Annotated in this window: 16 protein-coding genes and 3 pseudogenes; 15 read left to right on the top strand and 4 right to left on the bottom strand. The window is 64.6% G+C overall.

Annotated elements, in window-relative coordinates; translation table 11 throughout:
* The 3 genes and pseudogenes from BN1969_RS18215 to BN1969_RS07475 all read right to left on the bottom strand — a co-directional run.
* Positions 1–426: pseudogene (locus tag BN1969_RS18215) on the bottom strand (hypothetical protein); the annotation flags it as partial.
* Positions 423–962: an RNA polymerase sigma factor gene (locus BN1969_RS07470; RefSeq protein ID WP_050623726.1), complete on the bottom strand. Its 540-nt coding sequence runs from the start codon at positions 960–962 to the stop codon at positions 423–425. The pseudogene BN1969_RS18215 and the gene BN1969_RS07470, both read right to left, overlap by 4 nt.
* 129 nt (positions 963–1,091) lie before the next feature.
* Positions 1,092–2,456 carry a uracil-xanthine permease family protein gene (locus BN1969_RS07475; RefSeq protein ID WP_050623727.1) on the bottom strand — a complete coding sequence of 455 codons (1,365 nt, stop codon included), beginning with the start codon at positions 2,454–2,456 and terminating at the stop codon, positions 1,092–1,094.
* 371 nt (positions 2,457–2,827) lie between these two features.
* On the opposite strand from BN1969_RS07475, the gene BN1969_RS07480 reads away from it, so the two are divergent.
* The 3 genes from BN1969_RS07480 (at position 2,828) to BN1969_RS07490 (ending at position 5,216) form a co-directional block, all read left to right on the top strand.
* Complete coding sequence (locus BN1969_RS07480) at positions 2,828–4,087, top strand: diaminopimelate decarboxylase (RefSeq protein ID WP_050625428.1); 1,260 nt, start codon at positions 2,828–2,830, stop codon at positions 4,085–4,087.
* A gap of 87 nt (positions 4,088–4,174) precedes the next feature.
* On the top strand, positions 4,175–4,543 hold the full coding sequence (locus BN1969_RS07485) for a CidA/LrgA family protein (RefSeq protein WP_050623728.1): 369 nt from the start codon (positions 4,175–4,177) through the stop codon (positions 4,541–4,543).
* On the top strand, positions 4,536–5,216 hold the full coding sequence (locus tag BN1969_RS07490) for an LrgB family protein (RefSeq protein ID WP_050623729.1): 681 nt from the start codon (positions 4,536–4,538) through the stop codon (positions 5,214–5,216). Before BN1969_RS07485 ends, BN1969_RS07490 begins: the two co-directional genes overlap by 8 nt.
* Before the next feature lie 96 nt (positions 5,217–5,312).
* Here the strand turns inward: BN1969_RS07490 and BN1969_RS07495 are convergent, their stop codons facing one another.
* Positions 5,313–8,249: an S-layer homology domain-containing protein gene (locus BN1969_RS07495; protein WP_050623730.1), complete on the bottom strand. Its 2,937-nt coding sequence runs from the start codon at positions 8,247–8,249 to the stop codon at positions 5,313–5,315.
* 213 nt (positions 8,250–8,462) lie between these two features.
* On the opposite strand from BN1969_RS07495, the gene murJ reads away from it, so the two are divergent.
* From murJ to BN1969_RS07555, 12 genes and pseudogenes are all read left to right on the top strand, one after another.
* Positions 8,463–10,022 (top strand): murein biosynthesis integral membrane protein MurJ, encoded by a 1,560-nt coding sequence (murJ, locus tag BN1969_RS07500; protein WP_050623731.1) that lies wholly within the window; start codon positions 8,463–8,465, stop codon positions 10,020–10,022.
* A 4-nt stretch (positions 10,023–10,026) separates the two neighbouring features.
* Complete coding sequence (locus tag BN1969_RS07505; protein WP_050623732.1) at positions 10,027–11,475, top strand: O-antigen ligase family protein; 1,449 nt, start codon at positions 10,027–10,029, stop codon at positions 11,473–11,475.
* Positions 11,472–12,599, top strand: a complete 1,128-nt coding sequence (locus tag BN1969_RS07510) for a glycosyltransferase (protein ID WP_050623733.1) — start codon at positions 11,472–11,474, stop codon at positions 12,597–12,599. The genes BN1969_RS07505 and BN1969_RS07510 overlap by 4 nt, the downstream gene beginning before the upstream one ends.
* On the top strand, positions 12,586–13,095 hold the full coding sequence (locus BN1969_RS07515) for a DUF4330 domain-containing protein (protein ID WP_050623734.1): 510 nt from the start codon (positions 12,586–12,588) through the stop codon (positions 13,093–13,095). The genes BN1969_RS07510 and BN1969_RS07515 overlap by 14 nt, the downstream gene beginning before the upstream one ends.
* Positions 13,092–13,592: a DUF4330 domain-containing protein gene (locus BN1969_RS07520; RefSeq protein WP_050623735.1), complete on the top strand. Its 501-nt coding sequence runs from the start codon at positions 13,092–13,094 to the stop codon at positions 13,590–13,592. The genes BN1969_RS07515 and BN1969_RS07520 overlap by 4 nt, the downstream gene beginning before the upstream one ends.
* Positions 13,593–13,607: 15 nt before the next feature.
* On the top strand, positions 13,608–15,818 hold the full coding sequence (gene csaB / locus BN1969_RS17520; RefSeq protein WP_050623736.1) for a polysaccharide pyruvyl transferase CsaB: 2,211 nt from the start codon (positions 13,608–13,610) through the stop codon (positions 15,816–15,818).
* A 282-nt stretch (positions 15,819–16,100) separates the two neighbouring features.
* On the top strand, positions 16,101–16,454 hold the full coding sequence (locus BN1969_RS07530; RefSeq protein WP_077138727.1) for a BlaI/MecI/CopY family transcriptional regulator: 354 nt from the start codon (positions 16,101–16,103) through the stop codon (positions 16,452–16,454).
* A 746-nt stretch (positions 16,455–17,200) separates the two neighbouring features.
* Positions 17,201–17,947 carry a M56 family metallopeptidase gene (locus tag BN1969_RS19175; RefSeq protein WP_423243658.1) on the top strand — a complete coding sequence of 249 codons (747 nt, stop codon included), beginning with the start codon at positions 17,201–17,203 and terminating at the stop codon, positions 17,945–17,947.
* Positions 17,948–17,973: 26 nt separating this feature from the next.
* Positions 17,974–19,299, top strand: a complete 1,326-nt coding sequence (locus BN1969_RS07540; RefSeq protein WP_050623738.1) for a M56 family metallopeptidase — start codon at positions 17,974–17,976, stop codon at positions 19,297–19,299.
* 355 nt (positions 19,300–19,654) lie between these two features.
* Positions 19,655–21,580, top strand: a pseudogene (locus BN1969_RS19075) (endonuclease MutS2); the annotation flags it as partial.
* A gap of 22 nt (positions 21,581–21,602) precedes the next feature.
* Positions 21,603–22,208, top strand: a pseudogene (locus BN1969_RS19180) (Smr/MutS family protein); the annotation flags it as partial.
* 212 nt (positions 22,209–22,420) lie between these two features.
* On the top strand, positions 22,421–22,684 hold the full coding sequence (locus tag BN1969_RS07555) for an HPr family phosphocarrier protein (RefSeq protein ID WP_050623740.1): 264 nt from the start codon (positions 22,421–22,423) through the stop codon (positions 22,682–22,684).
* The last annotated feature ends 22 nt before the right edge of the window (positions 22,685–22,706 follow it).

Genomic DNA, 22,706 nt, shown 5'->3' on the forward strand with positions numbered 1-22,706 from the left:
GGAGAGAAAGACTGCCCGGGTCCCCCGCCACAGGGCCAGCAGCATGAGCAGGGAGGCCCCTTGAAGCAGCCAGGTAAGGGTCCCGTCCACAGCGGGAGACGCCGCAAGCATCGCCATCACAGGCGTGGCTGCGAGCACGTCGAGGGCCATATGGGACGCCAGCAGAAGGGCGGACAACAGCCAGCCGAGACGGAACCAGCGGTTCTCAAGGCGGAGGGAGCGGTAGCCCAGATACACCAGGACAGCGCCCAGCAGCGGGAGGAGATATTGCAGATAGAAGAACTGGAACCGGAAAGTGAGCAGGGCCGTTCCCACTACGATACGGTCCATAGCGGGGCGCCACGGGGTGAAGCGCGGCAGCTCGGCGGGCGGGATCTGAGAGAGCTCCTCCATGATATGGCGGTCAAAGTCGTCTGTTCGCATCACAGCTCACCTCCCAGCAGATGTTGCAGCTTTTTCCGCAGGCGGTAGAGCCTGCCCTCCACCGCCCGCTCCGTCACCCCGAGCTCTGCCGCGATCTGGGCGGTGGACTGAAGGTAGTAATACTTGCGGTAAAACAGCAGATAGTCCCTCCGGCTCAGTGAGGAGAGCGCCCGGGACAGTTCGTTGGCCCGCTCCTGGCGGAGCAGGGCCTCCTCCGGGCCGGGGAGAGGGTCGGGGTGGTCCTCTTCCAATGATCGCGTGCGCGCCTCCTGCCGCCGGCGGGCCCGCAGCCGGTCATAGGCCGCGTTCCGGCAGAGCGCGGTGATCCAGGCGGCGGGAGAGGCGCGTCCGGGGTCATAGAGCAGGCGGCGTTCCCACAGCTTAGCCCGGACCTCAGCGAGGCAGTCCTCCCGGGCGTGGACGTCAGAGAGGATGCCCCGGACGATGTAGTCCATCATGGGGCCGTATTCCGACAGAAGGGGTTCCATGGCGGCGGGGTCGCCGTCACGGAGCCGCTCCAACCAGTTGACAGGGTCCAACCGACTCACCTCCCTGAGTTTTCTTCTATCTCAAGATACGCCGAAGGGGCGGAAATCCCACGAAAAAAGATGCGGCCCTCTCATGAAAGAGGGCCGCATCCGCTGACAGGGGAAAGGGCCGCCGCCAGCTCACTGATGGATACCGCGGTTCTGGTCGCCCTCGGGATTGACGCCGAACTCGTAGTCGTTGCCGGGGAGGATGGCGTTGAGCAGGATGCCCGCCAAGGCGGCGATGGCCAGGCCGGTGAGCGTGATGGAGGTGCCGGCCACGGTGAAGGTGATGCCGCTGGAGAAGCCCAGGCCGCACACCAGGATGACGGCGGCGATGATGAGGTTGCGGGACTTGGTCAGGTCCACGTTGTTCTCCACGATGTTGCGCACGCCGATGGCGGAGATCATGCCGTAGAGAATGAAGGACACGCCGCCCACGATGGCGGAGGGCATAGAGCCGATGATGTCGGCCATCTTGGGAATAAAGGAGAGCACGATGGCATAGACGGCCGCCAGACGGATGACCCGGGGGTCATGGACCTTGGACAGGACCAGGACGCCGGTATTCTCGCCATATGTGGTGTTGGCGGGGCCGCCGAACATGCCGGCCAGGGAGGTGGCGATGCCATCGCCCACCAGGGTGCGGTGCAGGCCGGGCTCCTGAATGAAGTTCTGCCCCACGGTGGCGGAGATGGCGGACATGTCGCCGATGTGCTCCATCATGGTGGCCAGGGCGATGGGGGCCATCACCAGGATAGCGGTGAGGTCAAACTTGGCCATCTGGAAGGGGGGCAGGCCCAGGATGCTGGCCTCGCGCACGGCGGTGAAATCGATGAGGGGGATGGCCTCTCCTGCGGCGTTCAGCACAGTGACGCCGCAGGCGTTCATGATGAGGGCGGCGATATAGGAGACCACCACGCCCATCAGAATGGGGATGATCTTGAACATCCCCTTCCCCCAGATGTTGAAGATGATGATGGTGGCCAGGGCGATCAGGGCCAAAGGCCAGCAGGTGGAGGCGTTGCTCACCGCAGAGGGGGCCAGGGTCAGGCCAATGCACACGATGATGGGGCCGGTGACCACCGGGGGCAGGAAGCGCATGACCTTCTTCACGCCCACCAGGCGGATGACCAGGGCCAGCGCCAGGTAGAGCAGGCCGGCAACCACGATGCCGCCGCAGGTATAGGCCAGCTTATCCTGGGGAGACATGTCCGCATAGATGCCGGTGTTCAGGTTGGCCATGGTGCTGAAGCCGCCCAGGAAGGCAAAGGAGGAGCCCAGAAAGGCAGGCACCCTGAATTTGGTGCACACATGGAAGAACAGGGTGCCGATGCCGGCAAAGAACAGAGTGGTCTGGATGTCCAGGGGCAGACCGTACTGCTGGACCAGGATGGGGACCAGGATGGTAGCGCCGAACATGGCGAACATGTGCTGGAGGCCCAGCACCAGCATCTTGGGGGTGCCCAGCTTCCGGGCGTCGCGGATGGGTTCGTTTGGATTCATGGATAAAACTCCCTTCTCACTTTCTCTGACACACAAAAAAAGACAATCACACCGGTGATTGCCCGCCTGCGGAACAGAAGAGAGGCCCCCAAACCCGATACAGCGACCCGTACAGCACGGTCATGGACCTCTCCTCCCTTCCATTTCCGAACAATCATACCAGAAGAGCGGGAGACACGCAAGTCTTATTGCCGAATTTCGTCTTTTTTTCCGGAATCACCAAAGGAGGGCCCGGGTGGGGGAACAGGTTGGAGGTTGTGTTGATTGACAACGTATGGGGGATACGATACAATAAAAACGATTTTTTTCTTGGGGCGGCGGGCTATCCGGCCCGGGACCGCCTGACAGATTTGAAAAAGGAGCGTCTGCCCGTGAAAAAGCCCTTTGTCACCCTGGAGCAGCTCCAGGCCATCACAGAGCAGTATCCCACCCCATTCCACCTGTACGACGAAAAGGGAATCCGGGAGAATGCCCGCCGCCTGTACCAGGCTTTCTCCTGGAACCCCGGCTACCGGGAGTTCTTCGCCGTCAAGGCCACCCCAAACCCCCAGATCTTGAAGATCCTGCGGGAGGAGGGATGTGGCGTGGACTGCTCCTCCCTCACCGAGCTGATGATGTCCGACCGCTGCGGCTTCCGGGGAGAGGAGATCATGTTCTCATCCAACGACACCCCGGCGGAGGAGTTTGCCCTGGCCTCCCAACTGGGGGCCACCATCAACCTGGACGACATCACCCACATCGACTTTCTAAAGGACACCATCGGATCCATTCCCAAGCGGATCTCCTGCCGATACAACCCAGGCGGGACCTTCACTCTGGGGGAGTCTGAGGAGGGCTTCCAGGTCATGGACAACCCGGGGGACGCCAAGTACGGCATGACCCGGGAGCAGCTGACCCAGGCTTTCCGCCGGCTGAAGGAGCTGGGGGCGGAGGAGTTCGGCATCCACGCCTTCCTGGCCTCCAACACCCTGTCCAACGACTATTACCCCGCCCTGGCCCGGATTCTGTTCCGGGTGGCTGTGGAGCTGAAGGAAGAGACAGGCTGTCACATCACCTTCATCAACCTGTCCGGCGGCGTAGGGGTGCCCTACCGCCCGGAGCAGCCCGCCAACGACATCGCCGTTATCGGGGAGGGGGTGCGCCGCGCCTATGAGGAGGTGCTGGTCCCCGCCGGGATGGGGGATGTGGCCATCTGCACCGAGCTGGGCCGCTTCCTGCTGGCACCCTACGGCTGTCTGGTCACCCGGGCCACCCACGAGAAGCACATCTACAAGGAGTACATCGGGGTGGACGCCTGCGCAGCCAACCTGATGCGGCCCGCCATGTATGGGGCCTACCACCACATCACCGTCATGGGTAAGGAGGACGCCCCCTGCGACCACAAGTACGACGTTACCGGGGCCCTGTGCGAGAACAACGACAAATTTGCGGTGGACCGGATGCTGCCCAAGATCGACATGGGCGATCTGCTGGTCATCCACGACACCGGTGCCCATGGACACGCCATGGGCTACCAGTATAACGGCCGGCTGCGCTCCGCTGAGGTGCTGCTGTGCCAGGACGGCTCCACCCGCCTGATCCGCCGGGCGGAGACCCCGGAGGACTACTTTTCCACCGCAGTGTGGGAGTGAGCTCCCCAGACCACAGATCGAGAGACAGGACCGCCGCGCGTGCCGCGGCGGTCCTGTATTTGAGTGCTTCTTGTTGAGGTGATTTTGTTGCATATCCTGACTGAACTCAGCCTGATCTTTGCCCTGTGCCTGGCGGGGGAGGGGATCGCCGCCCTGCTTCCGGTGGCCTTCCCCGCCAGCGTCATCAGCATGCTGCTGCTCATGGCCCTGCTCTTGACCGGCGTGGTCAAGGAGCGGCGGATCCAGACAGTCTCCCGCTTCCTGGTGACCAACATGGGGCTGTTTTTCATCCCCTCCTTAGTAGGGACCATGGAATATGTAGAGGTCCTGAGGGCCCAGGCCCTGCCCTTTCTGGCCGTTACCTTTCTGACTACGCCGGTGGTCTATCTGGCGGCCGCCTGGACGGTCCAGCTGCTGATGCGGCGGAGCAGAAAGGAGGCAGGGCGTCATGTTTGAAGCGGTGACTTCCTCCCCGTTTTTCGGGTTAGCCCTCACCCTGGGGTGCTGGTGCCTGGGGGTGGAGCTCCAGAGACGGACAGGACTGCTGATCTGTAACCCAGTGCTGGTGGCCTCCCTGCTGGTGATCGGGGCGCTGACAGTATTACGCGTCCCCCTGGAGTGCTACAATGCCGGCGGCGGGCTGGTAAAGCTGATGCTGGGCCCGGCCACCGCGGTGCTGGCCCTGAATATCTATCAACAGCGGCAGGTGCTGCGGGAACACTTTCTCCCCGTGTTGGCAGGGTGTCTGGCGGGCAGCGCCGCCAGCATGGGCTCCGTGCTGCTGCTGTGCCGGCTGTTCCGCGCCGAGGAGATGCTTGCTGCCTCCATGCTGCCTAAGAGTGTCACCACAGCCATCGCGCTGGGCATCTCGGAGAGCGGGGGAGGCATCCCCGGCATCACCGCGGCCGCCGTGGTCATCACGGGAGTGGAAGGAGCCATGCTGGCTCCTCTGTTTGCCAGATGCTTCCGCATCACCGACCCGGTGGCGGAGGGGGTAGCCATAGGCGCCAGCAGCCACGCCGTGGGTACCTCCAAGGCCCTAGAGATCGGCCCCCTCCAGGGGGCCATGAGTTCCATCGCCATCTGCGTGTGTGGGATCTTCACCTCAGTGCTGGCGCTGTTCTTCTGAAGGAGGCAGCGGAGCTGGACACAGAGAGGATAGATAAGAAAGCACAGAAGGCCGCCGGCATCGCCGGCGGCCTTCTGCTGTTTATTTGCCTTGAGATCAGTCCAGTACGATATAGTCCAGGGAGACATAGCCGATAGCGGCCTGGCCGGACTGGGTGAGGTAGGAGACGTGGAGCCAGCCGTCTTCCGGCGGAGCGAGGAGGATGACCCTGCCTCCTTCCCGCAGATAGCCCACCACAGAGTGGGAGGTGCTGGGGCCGGAACGGACGTTCAGGCCGTTCTCCGCCCCGCGGACGGTGCCGGCGGAGGCGGCGGTGTCGCAGAGGACCACAGCGCTGGTGCAGGCGTCCCCGCAGGAGGCGGTAATGGTGACGCTCACCTGCCCGCCGGTGGTGTTCAGGTTGGTGATGGTGCCGTCGCTGGTGACTGGCGCCACAGTGGGCACGGTGCTGGTCCAGACGACGGTGCCGGCGGCTCCCTCAGGGGAGAGCGTGGGGGTGAAGTGATAGCTGGAGCCGGCCTGGAGGGTCAGTTCGCCGGTGTCCAGGGTGATGCCCTCCACGGGGACAGCGGGCTCCTCCGGCTGGCTGGTCTGTCCCGGGTCCTCCGGCTGGTCCGGATCAGCAGTTTGGCCCGGGCCCTCTGCCTGGCCGGGGTCGGCGGTGCCGCCCGGCTGAGGGTCCTCCTCCGGCTGGACCAGGTCGCCGGGGTCCAGATCGGCAGGAGGCGTATAGTTGGACAGCTTATACAGCAGAGCGGCCATCTCAGCGCGGGTGAGGAAAGCCTGAGGATTCAGGTTGCCGTCGGTGTCGCCGCCCACGATCTGATAGGCCACCAGGGTGGCAGCGTGCTGGGCAGCCCAGTCGGAGAGGGAGGCGCGGTCGCCGAACTGATCCAGAACGGTGAGAGCGCCGGGCTGGCAGGTGATGCCCAGGAGAGGCAGGGCCTGGTTCAGAATGGTGAAAGCCTGCTCCCGGGTGACATCAGAGGCGGGAGCCAGGGTGCCATCCCCCACGCCGGTGGCCAGACCGTTGGCCTGGGCCCAGGACACAGCGGTGTAGTAGTAGTCGGAGGGGGATACGTCAGTAAAGGAGGCGGGGGAGGTGACGGCCGGCTTACCCGCCGCGCCGTAGAGCATCAGCAGAAAGTCGCCCCGGCGGATGTGCAGGTCAGGGCCGAACTCAGTGTCCGAGATGCCGCCCACCAGGCCGTTGGCATAGCAGTAGTCCACGGCGGTGTAGGCCCAGTGCCCCTCGGGCACGTCCTCGTGGGAGTTCTCCAGGGAGACCATGATGGTCTGGCTCTGCCCGCCGGCAGAGGCGGTGAGGGTTCCGGAGGCGCCCCCGGGACCCTCAGCGGTGAACAGTCCGTCCTCGGTGATGGAGCCGATGCTGCCCTCCACCGTCCAGGAGATGGCTCCCACGTCCCGCATGGCAGCCCGGGACCAGTAGGTACCCTGGGCAGTGAGCTGGACCTGGTCTCCAGGCTCCAGGGTGAGGGAGGTGAGGGCGTCGGTGCTGTTCTCCCGGGAGACGGTGAGGCCGGTGAGATGGTCCACTACGTGGATCTGGGCGGTGCCCTCCACATCCAGATCCGGGGACCAGAGCTCCAGGGTATCGGTGCCCGCGTCACTGCCGGCGGTGTAGATGTTGTCCTCCACCCGGCCCAGGTCGTCCAGGGAGGAGATCTCCACCTCGCCTGGGTCATCCCGAAGGATGTTCAGACCGCTGTCCAGCACGGCCGTCTCCCCCAGGTCCACAGAGGTGCCGGTGAGGACCACCAGCCCGTCATTTTTCAGCACCAGCCGGTCCGGATCGCCGTCACCCTCATCCCGGGAGACCAGGAGCAGGTAGGTGGCGCAGGCCCGGGGCTTGCCATCGGAGGGGATGTTGACGATGGAGGGGCCCTCTTGGCCGGGGACCCAGACACTGATGGCGGTGGAGCCGCCGCCGTCCAGGTTGACCGCCCAGACGCAGCCCTGGGAGAGCATCTCCTCCGCCAGATCCAGCTGGCTCAGTCCGCCGGAGTAGCCGCTCCTGCGGCCGTCCACAGCGTACAGGACCAGGGTGCCGTCCTCCCGCACGCCCAGGGCGGAGCGGGGGTCGCGGCCCTTTTCCACATAGGTCCAGGCAGTGGAGTCAGTGATCTGTCCGTCCCGGACCATCACATCGCCCACGCCGCTGGCCCACTGGGCGTCCTCGAGGGTGGAGGAGGTGCAGTCGGTGCGGAGGGTGACCCGGTCGCCCACCTGGAAGCTCTGGAATACGGACTCCAGGCCGCCGGCGTCGGCGGCAGTCAATATGTACTCGTTCTCGCCAATGACCACTGAGGTGTCGGTGCGGAGCAGCTCAGTGACCTCCAATTCCAGACGGCCGGAGACGGAGAGGGTGTCGTCGGGATCGGTCAGCTCCATGCGCACCATCCAGCCGGGGGTGCTGGTGTGGGTGGAGACGGTGGAAAAATCATAGTTGAACAGGTAGAGCCCGCCGGAGTCGGCCCGGTATTTGTTCAGGTGGGTCAGAACGGTCTGGCCTCCGGTGGACTCGTTGGTGAGGGTGAGGGTGACCTGGGGCTGCTCTACCAGCTCCACCTCACCATCGGTGATGACCACGGCGGCCTCGGCCTCCGGGCTGGATTTATAAATGCCGTCCTCAATGGAGATACCCAGAGGCACGCCGGTGGAGGGAGCAAAGAAGTCGGTATTGATGGCGCCCAGCACGTGGTAGCCCAGGCTCTGGGCATAGCTGACCGCCAGATTGATGGAGCCGGCCCCGTAGGCGGTGCCGGATGCCTGGAGGAAGATGGGCTCCACCTCCCGGCTGTCCGGAGAGAGTTCCAGGGAGAAGCTCTCCACCCGGCCCGCGGCGGAGTGGCTGGTGATGGTGTTGGAATAGGTCAGGCCGTCAGCCAGCTCCCGGGTGGTGCGCAGCTGGGGGGAGCCTGCGGCGGCGTAGGCCGAGGGCAGTGCCAGCAGCAGCGCCAGCGTCAAGGCGGTGAGGCGGCGGGCAGCTTGGGTGAAATGACGATGTTTCATGGATACTCCTTTTCACATGGTTAGGACAGGTGGTGGGGACAGCAAAACTAATTCCTTATTATAGCAGTGGAGCAGGGCACTTTCAATGGAAAAAAGTGTACAGATTTCGGAAAAATGTGAACATCCTATGAACACACGGGCCAACGGTTGAAAAAGTCGGAGGGGTGGTGTAAAATAAAACGATTTTATTGGGGATCCATAGGAGGTGGCGCGATGGAGGAGCGGCAGGACCATGCCACACGGACCATCAGCATCGTGATGATCATCGCCCTGGTGGGCAAGGTGCTGGGGCTGTACCGGGACCATCTGCTGGCGGTTTACTACGGGACGGGGATGGCGGCTAACGCCTTCAATACAGCCAGCCGGATCCCCAGGGTGTTTTTTGACGCGGTGTTCGCCTCCGCTATCTCGGCCTGCTTTATCCCGGTGTTCAGCGAGTATCTCACCCGGAAGGGGCGGGAGCCGGCCTTCCGCTTCGCGGGCTGCTTCATCACCGTGATGGGGCTGCTCTCTGCGGTCCTGTCGGTGCTGGGCATCCTGTTCGCGGGGCCCCTGGTCAGCCTGTTTGCCGACGGATATGATGCCCAGACGGCGGAGCTGGCCGTCTCCCTCACCCGGGTGATGTTCCCCACGGTGCTGTTCACCGGGGTGGCCTTCTCCTTTGTGGGAGTGCTCCAGTCCCTGGGGGAGTTCAATGTCCCTGCCCTGATCAGCGTGGTGTCCAACCTGGTCATCATTCTCTATTACCTGACGCTGGACCAGCAGTTCGGCATCTACGGCCTGGCCGTTGCCTTTCTGGTGGGCTGGTTCCTCCAGGCGGCGGTCCAGGTGCCCTCACTGCGCCGGCTGGGCTTCCGCTACCGGCCGGGGCTGGAGCTGCGCTCCGAGGGGATGCGGAAGGTCTTTGCCCTGATGCTGCCAGTGATGGTCTCCACCTGGGTGCAGCCCATCAACCTGACTATCAACTCCAAGTTCGGGTCCCGACTGTACGAGGGGGCCGGAGTGTCCGCCATCGAGTTTTCCACCAACTTGTATCTGGTGATCGCCGGGGTGTTCGTCCTGTCCGTCACCAATGTGATCTTTCCCAAGCTGTCCCGCCTCACCGGCCGGGAGCAGGAGGGGGAGTTCCGGGAGACGCTGCGGACCACCCTGCACGGCTGTCTGTTCTTCGTCCTGCCCATGTCGGCGGGGTTGATGGTGCTCTCCCGCCCGCTGATCTCCTTTATTTATGGAGGAGGCGCTTTTGATGATTTTTCCGTCTCCATCACCTCCCAGGGACTGTTCTGGGTCTCGCTGGGGATGACGGGATACGCGGTCCAGAATATCCTCAGCCGGGCCTACTTCGCCCGGCAGAAGGGGAAGGTGCCCCTGGCGGCCGGTGCGGCCTCCATCCTGGTCAATGTCCTGCTGTGCATGGCGCTGGCCCAGAGGATGGGGGTGGCTGGTCTGGCCCTCTCCTCCGCTGTATCCTCCACCGTCTACGCCCTGTTGCTGGACATCCCCCTGGAGCTGCGGGGGGAGGGGGTCCTCAGCCGAAGTTTCCTGCTGGACCTGGGGAAGATGGCGCTGGCCACCGCGCTGATGGCGGTGGGCGCCTGGGCGGTGGCCGGCCTGACAGAGGGCCTGCTGCCCGGCAAGGCGGGGGAGCTGCTCACCCTGGGGGCTTCGGCGGCGGCTGGTGTGGCCGTCTACTTCCCGGCGGCGGTGCTGCTGAGATTGGACGAGGGGCAGCTGGCCCTGAAGATGGTGAAACGAGTGTGGAAACGAGGCTGATGCAATGAATCGAGCGATAGAGATCTGGAACAGCAGCATACTGGGGCGGGTGCTCACCGCCATCTGTCTGTGGTTCAGCGGACAGTGGCAGAGAAGTCGGGTGGTCCGGGCCTTCGTGGCCCCAATGGCGGGCCGGCAGGCGGCGGAATCCAGTGTCTTTTTCCGACTGTGGGACCTGATCCGGGGCGGGCTGTGCGCCCTGTACCGCAGGCTGGGACTGGAGCGCCTGTTCGGGGGGAGCATCTTTTTGTGCCTGACCCTCTGGTGTTCTGCGGCGGTGGTGCTGGCCCCCCTGCTGCCCACTATGGCGGTACTGGCTCTGGCGGCGGTGGCCTTCTCCTCCCTGGCACTGAATCTGGTCCGGGACCGGGCACGGCCCCTGGCCTACTCCCCGGTCAACCGGTATATCCTGCTGTACGCGGCGGTGTATCTGGCGGCCACGGCCACCTCCGTCACGCCCCGGCAGAGCCTGTTCCCCGGCCTGCTGATGGTCTTTTTCATGGTCTTCGCCTTGGTGGTGGAGAACGCCGTGGACAGCTGGGAGCGGGCGGAACAGCTGGTGTTTCTCATGGTGCTGGCGGGAGGCGTGGTGGCTCTGCTGGGCGTGGGCCAGTATGTGCTGGGCGCCACGGGGGATGCCGCCTGGGTGGACAGCGACATGTTCTCCTCGGTCACCATCCGGGTCTACTCCACCCTCCAGAACCCCAATGTGCTGGCCGAGTATCTGATTTTGATGATCTCCCTGGGCGGGGCGGCCCTGCTCACCGCCAAGGGGACCGGGAAACGGCTGGTGCTGCTGGCCTGCTGCGGGGTGATGTGCCTGTGCATGGTGCTCACCATGTCCCGCGGCGGCTGGCTTGGCCTGCTGATCGCGGGGATGATCTTTTTGGTGCTCCTCAACCCCCGGGTGCTGGTGCTGGCGCCGGTGGTGCTCCCAGTGGCGCTGGTGGCCCTCTACTTTGTGCTGCCGGATACCGTCATCAGCCGCTTCACCAGCATCGGAAACCTGGAGGACACCTCCACGTCCTACCGGGTGTCTATCTGGATGGGCACCATAGCCATGCTGAAGGACTACTGGCTGTGCGGCATCGGGCCGGGCACCGGGGCTTTCAATCTGGTCTACCCGGCATACAGCTACAACGCAGCCAATGCTCAGCACGCCCATAACCTCTTTTTGCAGATCATGTCGGACGGCGGCGTGGTGGCCCTGGTGGTGTTCCTGCTGATCATCTTCATTTTCTGCCGGGTGATCTGCTCGGCACTCTCCCGGAACCGGAGCTGGCGGGCCCGGTGCTATCTGGCCGGCGCCATCGGCGGCGTGGGCGGGTTCATGGCCCAGAGCATGACCGACTACACATTTTATAACTACAGGGTGGCCCTGCTCTTCTTCGCGGTGCTGGCCCTGGGAGCCAGCTTTGCCCGGCTGGCGGAACAGGAGGTGGAGGACCGGTGAATACCATTTTACAGGTCATCAGTGACACCAATATCGGCGGCGGCGGCCGCAGCCTGCTCAACTATCTGAGCTGTCAGGACCGCAGCCAGTTCCAGTCCCAGGTGGTGCTCCCACGGGGCAGCGCCCTGAAAGGACCTGTAGAGGCGCTGGGGGTGCCGGTCCATGAGATCGACGCCATGGCGGACCGGTCCATGGATCTGTCGGCGGTGGCTCCCCTGCGCCGGGTCATCCGGGCGGTGGACCCGGATCTGGTCCACACCCACGGTTCCATGTCCGCACGGATGGCTGCCCGGCTGTGCGGCAAAAAGGTGATCTACACCAAGCACTGTGTCTTCCCCCTGGGGCGGGTGATGGGAAGCCCGGTGGGCCGTCTGGCGGGCCATGTGCTGGATGCCTGCCTGTCCGACGGGGCCATCGCAGTGAGCCCATCGGTGCGGGAGCTGCTGCTCCAGTCCGGCGTACCGGATCGGAAGATCCACGTGCTCTTCAACGGTGTGGCTCCCCTGGAGGCCCCTACGGAGGAGGAGCGGACCGCACTGCGGGCGGAGTACGGCTTTGGGCCGGAGGACTTCGTGGTGGGCATCCTGGCCCGGGTGGAGGAGTACAAGGGGCACAGCGTGCTGCTGGATGCGGCGGAGCAGCTGCTCAGTCAGGGCCGCCGGGTGAAGGTGCTGGTGGCCGGAGAGGGTAGCGCCGAGGCTGCCCTGCGGCTGCGGGCGGTGTCCTTCCCCCAGGGGACAGTGTTTTTTGCCGGCTTTATTGAGCGGGTGGAGCGGGCCCTGTGGGCCATGGACGCTCAGATCAACGCCTCCACCGAGAGCGAGGGGACCAGCCTCTCCCTGCTGGAGGGCATGAGCTTCGGCCTGCCCGCCGTGGTCAGCGATATCGGGGGCAACCCCCTGCTGATCCAGGACGGAGAGAACGGCCTGGTCTTCCCCAACCGGGACAGCCAGGCCCTGGCCGGCTGTGTGGCACGGCTGATGGATGACCCCGCCCTGTTGCGCAGGCTGGGAGAGGGGGCCAAACGGTCCTTTGAAGAAAACTATACCGGCGAGATCTTTGCCAAGCATGTGGAGGACGTCTACCGGGACGTCCTGAAAGGAGTATCTCATGGAACCAAATAAGCCGAAATTCCGCTTCCGACTGAACCTGTTTGACAGCATCGTCCTTGTACTGGCCCTGGCGGTGGGGGCATTCCTGGTGTGGAGCGCCATAAAGCCGGCGGCCGCACCGGCGGAAGGGGCCGTTTCCGCGGCAGGGACGGTGCAGTACACCATCCGATTTCAGAAGATGATCCAGGGAGCCAGCGAGCGGATCAAGCCCGGGGACCAGCTGGTGGACACCGTGAAGAACTACGAGCTGGGCACAGTGGTGTCTGTGGAGACAGTGCCGGCCCAGGCTCTGATCCAGGATCACGAGGACAAGGCCTTTGTCCTCGCCGGGATCGAGGGTTACGAGGACGCTTTGGTGACAGTGGAGGCCCCCTATACCGAGGGAGAGGACTCCCTCCTGCTGGGCGGAGGCTTCAAGCTGCGGGTGGGCGTGACCGCCTATGTCCGGGGCTCCGGCTATATGGGCAGCGGGCCCGTGGTTTCCATTGAGAGGGGGGAGCAGGGATGAAAAAGATCATCGACCGCAACGGCCGCCTGTTCGGCTTCATCAGCGTCATCGACCTGCTGGTCATCGTAGTGGTGGCGGTGATGGGCTTTGCCCTGTACACCAAGAACACCCAGATGGCCATCACCAGCACCAACACGGCGGACCAGACCATCACCTACCAGATCCTGGCCAGTGGGATACGGACCTATGTGGCCGAAGCAGTGCGGGAGGGCGACCAGCTCTTTGACCCGGACCGGAGCAGCGGCGGCACCCTGGGCACCATCACCGACATCCAGCTCATGCCCGGCACCAAGCTGGCCGAGTTTGACGACGGCACCGTGGCGGCCGCCACGGTGGAGGATGGCGTGGACATGCTGATCACCGTAGAGGGCACCGGCCTGGTGAGCGAGTCGGGACGCTATACCCTGAATCGGGTGTATGAGCTGGGGGTCAACTCCTCCCGGACCTTCTGCACAAAATACGCGGAGTTCATCGGCACAGTGACAGAGATTTTTTAAAAAGGGGCGGCAGACATGAAGATCCTGATGGCCACTATGGGCCTGGATATCGGCGGAGCGGAGACCCATATCGTAGAGCTGGCCAAGGAGCTGAAGGCGGAGGGACACGACATCGTGGTGGCCTCCAACGGCGGTGTCTATGTCCCTGAGATCGTGGCCGCGGGCATCCGCCACTACCAGGTCCCCATGCACCGGCGGGACGCCGGATGCATGCTCCGCTCCCGAAAGCTGCTGAAGGAGATCATCCGTACTGAGAGGCCGGACGTGGTGCACGCCCACGCCCGCATCCCCGCCTTCCTGTGCGGCACCCTCCAGAGAACGATGAAGTTCCCCTTCGTCACCACCGCCCACTGGGTGTTCACCACCAAGGGCGGGCTGCGCTACCTCACCAACTGGGGGCAGCGGACCGTCGCCGTCTCCGATGACATCAAGGCGTATCTGATCCGGGAATACGGGGTGCCGGAGGAGCACATCTCTGTGACCATCAACGGCATCGATACAGAGAAGTTTTCTCCACAGACTTCCGGCCAGTCAGTGGTGGAGGAGTTCGGCCTGGACCGGTCCAGGCCGGTGGTCTCCTATGTGAGCCGGATGGACGAGGACCGGGCCCTGGTGGCCCGGCAGCTGATCCAGATCGCGGAGGAGCTGGACCGGGCGGTGCCCGGGGTGCAGCTGCTCATCGCCGGAGGGGGCAACGTGTTCCGGGAGCTGAAAGAGCAGGCGGAGGCGGTGAACGCCCGGATGGGACGCACCTGCGTGGTGATGACCGGCCCACGCACCGACATCAATCAGATCGTGGCAGCGGGGGACATCTTCGTAGGGGTGTCCCGGTCGGCGCTGGAGGCCATGTCCGCCGCCAAGCCCGTCATCGTGGCGGGAAACGAGGGGTATCAGGGCCTCTTCGGTCCGGAGAAGCTGGAGGAGGCCCGGCTGGGCAACTTCTGCTGTCGGGGACTGCCCATGTCCACTCCGGAGCGTCTGCTGGCCGATGTGGCCGCCGTCTTGTCCCTCTCCCCGGAGAAGAAGGAGGCGGCGGGGGCCTACGGCCGGGAGGTGATCTTCCAGTATTACTCCGTGCGCCGGATGGCAGCGGACTGTCTGGCCATGTATGAGCAGGTGCGCCGCCGGAAGTACCAGGTGGTCATGAGCGGCTACTACGGCTTTTCCAACGCGGGGGACGACGCCATCCTGGAGGCCATCCACCAGAGCATTCTGGAGGCCAGTGGGGAGGTGGGGGTCACCGTGCTGTCCAACGACCCCCGCGAGACCCAGCGGCACTACGGCATGAATGCCATCCCCCGCTTCCGTTTCTGGAAGGTGTTCGGTGCCCTGCGCCGATGCGACGCTCTGCTGTCCGGCGGGGGCAGCCTGCTCCAGGACCGGACCTCCACCCGCTCCCTCCTCTACTATCTGTCCATCGTGCGCTGTGCCGAGTGGATGGGGAAGCCGGTGATGCTCTACGCCAACGGCATCGGGCCGGTGCAGAAGCCGGCCAACCGCCGCCGGGTGAAGCGGGCAGTGGAGCGGGCCGCTCTGGTGACCCTGCGGGACCACAGCTCCGCCCGGGAACTGGTGGAGATGGGGGTGGAGCGTCCAGATCTCCACGTCACGGCCGACCCGGTGTTCAACCTGGATCCCGCCCCCAAGGAGCGGGCCGGGGAACTGCTCCGGTCCGCCGGGCTGGAGCGGGGCACTCCCTTCGCGGCGGTCTCGGTGCGGGACTGGCCGGATACGGGCAGCTTCGCCGGGGAGCTGGCCGCCCTGTGCGACCATCTCTACCGGACCTGCGGGATGGAGATCCTGTTCCTGATGATGCAGCCCTGCCGGGACCGGGCGGCCACCGCCCAGGTGCGGAGCGCTATGGAGTGCCCCTCCCATCTGCTGGACGCCCCCTGCACCCCGAGGGAGCTGATGGCCGTGCTGGGGGAGGGCAGGCTGTGTTTGGCTATGCGGCTGCACACCCTGATTTTCTCCGCCCGGATGGCGGTCCCTGTGCTGGGGTTGGTCTATGATCCCAAGGTGGCCAGCTATCTGAAGGAGCTGGACATGCCCTCCGCCGGTGATGTGCATCACTTCCGCCGGGAGGAGGCCATCGCCGCCGCGGACCGCCTGATGGCGGACTATGAGGGGAGCCTGGAACGCCTGCGGGTGAAATCCGCCGCCCTGAGCCGGGCGGCCCGGGAGAACGAGCGATTGCTGCTGGAGCTGCTGGAGAGGAAACAATAGAGCTTTTGACTGGAACGCGCGGCAGGAGCGGAGACGGGGAGCTCCGGCTCACCGAATCAGCTTGAACAAAAAAGATCCTTTCGCTTACGGGCGGCCCCGCGGGGCCGCCCGTAAATCGTTTTCAGGGATGAGACGGGCGAGCCTGTGCGGGCCTATGCAGGGTGTACCGCTGCCCGCTCCGGAGTCCGATAGGGAAATCAGGCTCTTGACAAGAGAGGTTTATTACGATAAACTTGCAGTGAAAGAGAGGTTTATTAGAATAAACCTAAAGGGGGACGGACGGTGGAAAAGCTGTTTGACGGGGAATACCGGCTGATGGAGGTGCTGTGGGAAAGTGCACCAGTGAATTCCACCCAGCTGGTGACTCTGTGCCGGGAGCAGCTGGGCTGGACCAAGAGCACCACCTATACGGTGCTGCGCAAGCTGTGCCGGAAGGGGGCGGCCAGAAACGAGCGCGCGGTGGTCACCCCGCTGCTGACCCGGGAGCAGGTCATCCGAGCCCAAGGGGAGGAGCTGGCGGTGAAGGCGGGGGGGATGGCCCCCTTCCTCAACGCCTTTTTCAGCGGGCGGAAGCTGACCATGGAGGAGGCACTGGAGCTGAAGGACCTGATCGACCAGCACACCTGGGAGGACTGACCGTGGACGGACTGAACACGTGGCTCACCATATTTTTGAATCACCTGAACGCGGGGCTGGCACTGGGGGTCGTCCTGGCCGTCCTGATCCTGCTGCGCCCTCTGCTCCTCCGGCTCCTCACCCCCCAGCAGCGGGTGGCAGTCTGGTATGTAGCGTGGAGCATCGGCATATTTGGGAACCTGTGGGGGCTGACCAGCCTGGTAAGGGTGCTGCCGGTAACGGTCTGGGACCTGCTGGGACCCCGGCCGGGCGGGATATTCGGCGCGCCGGCTTTCCTGCCGCCCGCCTACGACGGGCCGGGGGAGTACCCCGTGGTCCTGCCCGGCGGGGAAACTGCGGCGGTGGAGCTGAACAGCGGTCCGCTGCTGGCCCTGTCCCTCCTGTGGGCCGCGGCGGCGGGGGGGCTGCTCCTGTGGTATTGTCACCGGTCCTTCGCCCCGATGTGCTGGGGGCGGCAGGGGAGCGAGCTGGAGGAGAAGGAGCGGGGGGCCCTGGGGGCCGACCGGCTGGAGCTCTGGATGCAGCCCGGAAAGATCCGGGCGTGGATCACCCCCGGGCTGCCCACTAGCTTTGTCATGGGGGATTCGGTGTACCTCCAGGCAGAGCTGCCCAAAGAGCAGCTTTCCCTGGTGCTGCGCCANGAGGAGAAGGAGCTGGTGGCCCTGGGGGCCGACCGGCTGGAGCTCTGGATGCAGCCCGGAAAGATCCGGGCGTGGATCACCCCCGGGCTGCCCACTAGCTTTGTCATGGGGGATTCGGTGTACCTCCAGGCAGAGCTGCCCAAAGAGCAGCTTTCCCTGGTGCTGCGCCATGAGCTGAACCACATCTATCTCCGCCATGGGTACTTCTCCGGGCTCAGGGGTGCCTGCCTGCTGCTCCACTGGTGGAATCCGATCCTGTGGCTGGCATTTCGGTATATGGGCCGGGATATGGAGCTGGCCTGTGACCAGAGGACCCTGGATCAGCTGGAGCCGGAGGAGCGGAAGGAGTACGCCAAGACCCTGGTGGAGCTGGGGGCGGGGCGGCGTCTGTGGGAGGCCCCGCTGTGCTTTGGGGAGTGCGACGGAGCCCTGCGGGTGCGGGCGGCGGTGGCCTGGCGTCCCCTGACCCCTGTGCGCCGCCTCACCGGGCTGTTCTGTGCCGCCCTGGTGTTCCTCCTCTTTGCGGGGGCGCCGGCCGTGCCGGGGGGAGTGACAGAGACTGATCTCTCCCGAAACCTGACGCAGATGGAGGAGGCGCCGGAGAAGGTGGTGGAGGAGCTGATCCGGCGGCTGGAGGAGAAGGGGGACCTGCTCTCCGGGGTGAGCATCGCCGCCGGCTGGTGGAAGTGGGAGGGCACAGGGGGCTGGATCTATCTGGAGACCAGCGTGGGCACTTGGCGGGCGTTCCGGTGCGTGCTGGGGGAGAGCGGCAAGATGGGGATGATCCAGCTCCGGCAGGAGGGCCGGCCCCATGACCTGGCGGACTGCACTCAGTTTTATCCCGTGGACTGAGCCTGAGAGAAAGGGGAGGAGCGGATATGATCGGCCGATTTTTTGTTGTGGGCATGTTTATGATGATCAATCTGGGGCTGGCAGTGGGAATGATGTTCGCCGCCCTGTTTCTGCTGCGCCCCCTGCTGGTGCGGATACTCTCCCCGGGGCAGCGGGTGGCCCTTTGGGTGGTGGGCTGGATCAGCCTGTACAGTCCGAGCTTTTACGGCCTGCTCAGCCTGGTCCACATCCTGCCCGTCACCTTCCGTGACCTGATCACCGGGCGGGTAAAGGACGGCGGATGGACGACCTCAATCCCCGCCTATCTGCCCATGGATTACCACGGGGCGGGGGTGTACCATCTGTCCCTGCCCGGCGGGGCGGTGGTGCCGGTGGAAATCGGGGAGGGGATAGCCGGGGCAGCCGCGCTGCTGTGTCTGGGCGTCCTGGTGCTGGGGATCGTTTTTTCCTGCCGACAGGACAGGCGGCTGAAGGAGCTGCTGCGCAGGGGGGAGCCGCTGGGCGGAGAGGAGGCTCTGACCAAGCATGTCCTCCAGGAGGAGACGCGGAAGATCCAGATCCGGCTGGTGGAGGGACTGCCCACCAGCTTCCTCACCAGCAGGGGATGGCTGGGGTCGGTGGAATATGTGATCTGCCTCCAGCGGGAGCTGTCCCCGGAGCAGCGAGCCCTGGTGCTGCGCCACGAGCTGGAGCATATCAGGCTGGGGCACCTCTGGTTCAAGGGGTGGGCCAACATGGGGGTATTTCTCTATTGGTGGGACCCGCTGATCTGGCTGGGCTACAAATATTTCTGTCGGGACCTGGAGCTGGCATGCGACGCGGCCGTTCTGAAGGAGCTGGAGCCGGAGGAACGGCGGGAGTACGCCAGGACCCTGGTGGAGATGGGGGCCGGGCGGAGCCTGTGGAGCACGCCATTGTGCTTCGGGGAGTGCGATACAGCGGTGCGGGTCAAGACAGCGGCCCGCCCGCAGCGAACAGGGGGAGCCTGGCGGGGCCTCTCCTGGCTGACGACGGTGCTGCTCTTCCTCTTCTTCCTGGGCGGCCCCACCCAGGGGGTGCTGGCGGAGGACGCGCTGCTCACCTGGGAAAGAGGGGGCGGGACTGTGGACACCCTGGTGGCCCATACGATGGATCAGGTGAGGCAGGATCTGGGACTGGGGCCCATCCTGGCCCTCCAGGTCTGGTGCGTCGCGGAGGACGGCGAGCACGTCTGGGTGGTGATGGAGCTGCTGGAGCAGGGCTGGGTGGGGGCCGAGTATTTCTGGTATCCCGCGCGGGACCGCCTGTATTTTACTCATGCAGAGGTGCTGAAAAAGCCCCCGGATCTGACGGGGGCGGTGCCGCTGTCATGAAAGCGGGAAGCATTGTGCTGTGGTCATGTTCCCTGCTCATGGAGGCATTCCTTGGTCTTTCCCTTCTGCGGTGGACCTTCCGCTATGAGAGGGCCTGGTTGGTACTGCAAAAGGGTGAGTGCAGTGGAGGACCTGGACCAGGAGGGCTGGGACCGGGTCAAATAGCATACGCCCGCCCTGCCGCCATGGTGACAGGGCGGGCGTATGTGGAGCTCGGCCGGCGGGAGTGGGCAAAAAATACAGGGAGCGAGGCCCAGGGCTTGTCAACCGGAGGCTTTTATGAGACAATAAAACGTGTACGGCGGTCCTTGAACCGCCAAAATGGAATGTGACCAACGATCCAGGAGTTTTGTATATGAGTGAACTGTTTGAAAAATCTATGGCCACCCTGGAGCTGCCCCAGGTGCTGGCTCTTCTTGCCGACTGCGCGGCCACCCTGGAGGGAAAGGAGCGCTGCCTGGCACTGCGTCCCCTCACTGATCTGGACGACGTGGCCCGGGCGCAGGAGGAGACCTCCGCCGCGGTAAAGATGCTCATTCTGCGGGGGAGCCCCGGCTTCTCCGGGGTGAAGCCGGTGTCGGCCAGCCTCCAGCGGGCGGACATGGGGGGGAGCCTGTCTACCCGGGAGCTGCTGGACATCGCCTCTGTGCTGCGGTGCGCCCGGGGGGCGCGGGACTACGGGGACAGCGAGGAGAAGACCGTCATCTCCCACCTGTTCCGCTCCCTGACCCCAAACCGCTTCCTGGAGGACAGCATCACCAACTCCATCCTCAGTGAGGAGGAGATCGCCGACTCAGCCAGCAGCGAGCTGGCCTCCATCCGGCGGCACATGCGCTCCACCGAGGCCAGGGTGCGGGACATCCTCCAGCGGCTGATCTCCTCCAACCAGTCCAAATACCTCCAGGAGTCCATCATCACCATCCGCTCCGACCGGTACGTGGTACCGGTGAAGGCGGAGCACAAGAACGCCATCCCCGGCCTGGTCCACGACGTGTCCTCCAGCGGCTCCACCTTCTTCATTGAGCCCATGGGGGTGGTGAAGGCCAATAACGAGCTGCGTGAGCTGGCGGCCAGGGAGAAAAAGGAGATCGAACGCATCCTGGCGGAGCTGTCCGCCCAGTGCGCCGCCCATAAGGAGGATATCGGGGAGGACTATACCCTGCTGATCCTGCTGGACACCATCTTCGCCCGGGGACAGCTCTCCCTGAAGATGGAGGCCAGCCAGCCCGGCCTGTCGGAACGGTACCTGAGGCTGCGGGGAGCGCGGCACCCCCTGCTGGATAAAAAGAAGGCGGTGGCCAACGACCTGGAGCTGGGAGACCGGTTCGACACCTTGGTCATCACCGGTCCCAACACCGGCGGCAAGACGGTGACCCTCAAGACCCTGGGCCTCATTACACTGATGGCCCAGTGTGGGCTGCACATCCCTGCCAAGTCGGACAGTACGGTGCGGGTCTTCCGCCGGGTGCTCTCTGACATCGGGGATGAGCAGTCCATTGCCCAGTCCCTGTCCACCTTCTCCTCCCATATGACCAACATCGTGGGCATCCTGAAGGAGGCGGACGGTCAGACCCTGATCCTGTTCGACGAGCTGGGGGCAGGCACCGACCCGGTGGAGGGCGCCGCCCTGGCGGCGGCCGTCATTGAGAGTGCCCGGGAGCTGGGGGCACTGGTGGCGGCCACCACCCACTATGCCGAGCTGAAGGTGTACGCTATGACCACCCCCGGGGTGGAGAACGCCTCCTGCGAGTTCAATGTGGACACCCTGGCCCCCACCTACCGGCTGGTAATGGGCATCCCGGGCAAATCCAACGCCTTCGCTATCTCCCGGCGCCTGGGCCTGCCGGAGGAGATCATCGACCGGGCGGCCGCCCGGCTGGATGCGGAGAACGTGCGCTTTGAAGACGTACTCACCAAGCTGGACCAGCAGCGCCAGGAGATGGAGAAGGACCGGGCGGAGGCCCGGCGGCTGAAGCTGGAGATGGAGCAGTCTGCGGGCAAGGCCCGGGAGTACCGGAAGCGGCTGGAGGAGGAGCGCTCCAAGGTGGTGGAGAAGGCCCAGGCGGAGGCCCGGGCCATCATCCAGGAGGCCAGAGACGCCAGCGACCTGGCCCTCTCCGAACTGAAGGAGCTGAAAAAGCGCCAGGACCTGGACTGGCAGCAGGTGAACGACGGACGGGCGGAGGCCCGCCGCCTGCTCAACGAGGCGGAGCGGTCCATCGGCGGGGGGGGGGCGGGGGCGGGGCCTTATCCACACCCAGATGGGGATACAAGAAAGGGAGCGCCCGGCTTTTTATCCGATNTCCGAACTGAAGGAGCTGAAAAAGCGCCAGGACCTGGACTGGCAGCAGGTGAACGACGGACGGGCGGAGGCCCGCCGCCTGCTCAACGAGGCGGAGCGGTCCATCGGCGGGGCGGCGCAGGAGCCGGAGGCCCCGCCCCCCACCCGGCCGGCCCGGGCCGGGGATACGGTGGAGCTGGTATCCATGGGGACCAGAGCCAGCGTCCTGTCGGTAAACAAGGACGGCACCCTCCAGCTCCAGGCGGGGATCTTGAAGATCACCGCCAAGCAGGACGAGGTGCGGGTAGTGGAGGGCGAGACCCAGAGCCAGAAGGAGGCCAGGCGCATCGTCCAGCGGGCCCAGCACACCCTGCGCGCCGCCGCGGCCCCCTCTGAGATCGATCTGCGGGGCATGATGACCGACGAGGCCATCGCGGTGCTGGACCGCTTCCTGGATACTGCTATGATGGGCAAGCTGGAGAGCGTGACCATCATCCATGGAAAGGGGACCGGCGCGGTGCGCAAGGCGGTGCGGGAGCATCTGAAGCGCAGCCGCTATATCAAATCCTTCCGCCCCGGCCGCTACGGCGAGGGGGAGGACGGCGTCACCGTGGCGGAGCTGCGGTAAGGGGCCGGGCCCTCTTTCCAGGGGGACAGAAGCGCGCACGGCCGGCCCAGCGGTGGGCGGAGACCGGGAAGAAGGGCATCTGCCGCCGAATGCCGTGGACCTCCCGCAATTTTTGTTGAGAAAAGAAGGCAGATTTGTGAAAAATGTCATTGACGGATGCGGGATGAATTTGGTATGCTAGTAACACACAAATCGAGTGCGGAGGTACGGATATGTATAGTCAGGAAGCGGTCGTCAATAACCAGGTAGGCCTGCATGCCAGACCCGCCACGTTCTTTATCCAGAAAGCCAACGAGTTCAAAAGCTCCATTTGGGTGGAGAAGGACGAGCGCAAGGTGAACGCCAAGAGCCTTCTGGGCGTGCTCTCCCTGGGTATTGTCAAAGGTACTCCTATCAAGCTCATTGCGGATGGTCCGGATGAGAAGGAAGCGGTGGAGGCTCTGTTCAAGATGATCTCTTCCGATTTTTCCGAGTGAGCCACACAGCGCAGATCCGAAA

Source organism: Clostridium phoceensis, from assembly GCF_001244495.1.
Classification (GTDB): domain Bacteria; phylum Bacillota; class Clostridia; order Oscillospirales; family Oscillospiraceae; genus Lawsonibacter; species Lawsonibacter asaccharolyticus.

Coding starts and splice junctions, on each gene's coding strand:
- BN1969_RS07475 (WP_050623727.1), bottom strand. CDS start 2,456: ATGAATCCAAACGAACCCATCCGCGACGCCCGGAAGCTGGGCACCCCC.
- BN1969_RS07505 (WP_050623732.1), top strand. CDS start 10,027: ATGAATCGAGCGATAGAGATCTGGAACAGCAGCATACTGGGGCGGGTG.
- murJ (WP_050623731.1), top strand. CDS start 8,463: ATGGAGGAGCGGCAGGACCATGCCACACGGACCATCAGCATCGTGATG.
- BN1969_RS07540 (WP_050623738.1), top strand. CDS start 17,974: ATGATCGGCCGATTTTTTGTTGTGGGCATGTTTATGATGATCAATCTG.
- csaB (WP_050623736.1), top strand. CDS start 13,608: ATGAAGATCCTGATGGCCACTATGGGCCTGGATATCGGCGGAGCGGAG.
- BN1969_RS19175 (WP_423243658.1), top strand. CDS start 17,201: ATGGGGGATTCGGTGTACCTCCAGGCAGAGCTGCCCAAAGAGCAGCTT.
- BN1969_RS07555 (WP_050623740.1), top strand. CDS start 22,421: ATGTATAGTCAGGAAGCGGTCGTCAATAACCAGGTAGGCCTGCATGCC.
- BN1969_RS07490 (WP_050623729.1), top strand. CDS start 4,536: ATGTTTGAAGCGGTGACTTCCTCCCCGTTTTTCGGGTTAGCCCTCACC.
- BN1969_RS07515 (WP_050623734.1), top strand. CDS start 12,586: ATGGAACCAAATAAGCCGAAATTCCGCTTCCGACTGAACCTGTTTGAC.
- BN1969_RS07520 (WP_050623735.1), top strand. CDS start 13,092: ATGAAAAAGATCATCGACCGCAACGGCCGCCTGTTCGGCTTCATCAGC.
- BN1969_RS07495 (WP_050623730.1), bottom strand. CDS start 8,249: ATGAAACATCGTCATTTCACCCAAGCTGCCCGCCGCCTCACCGCCTTG.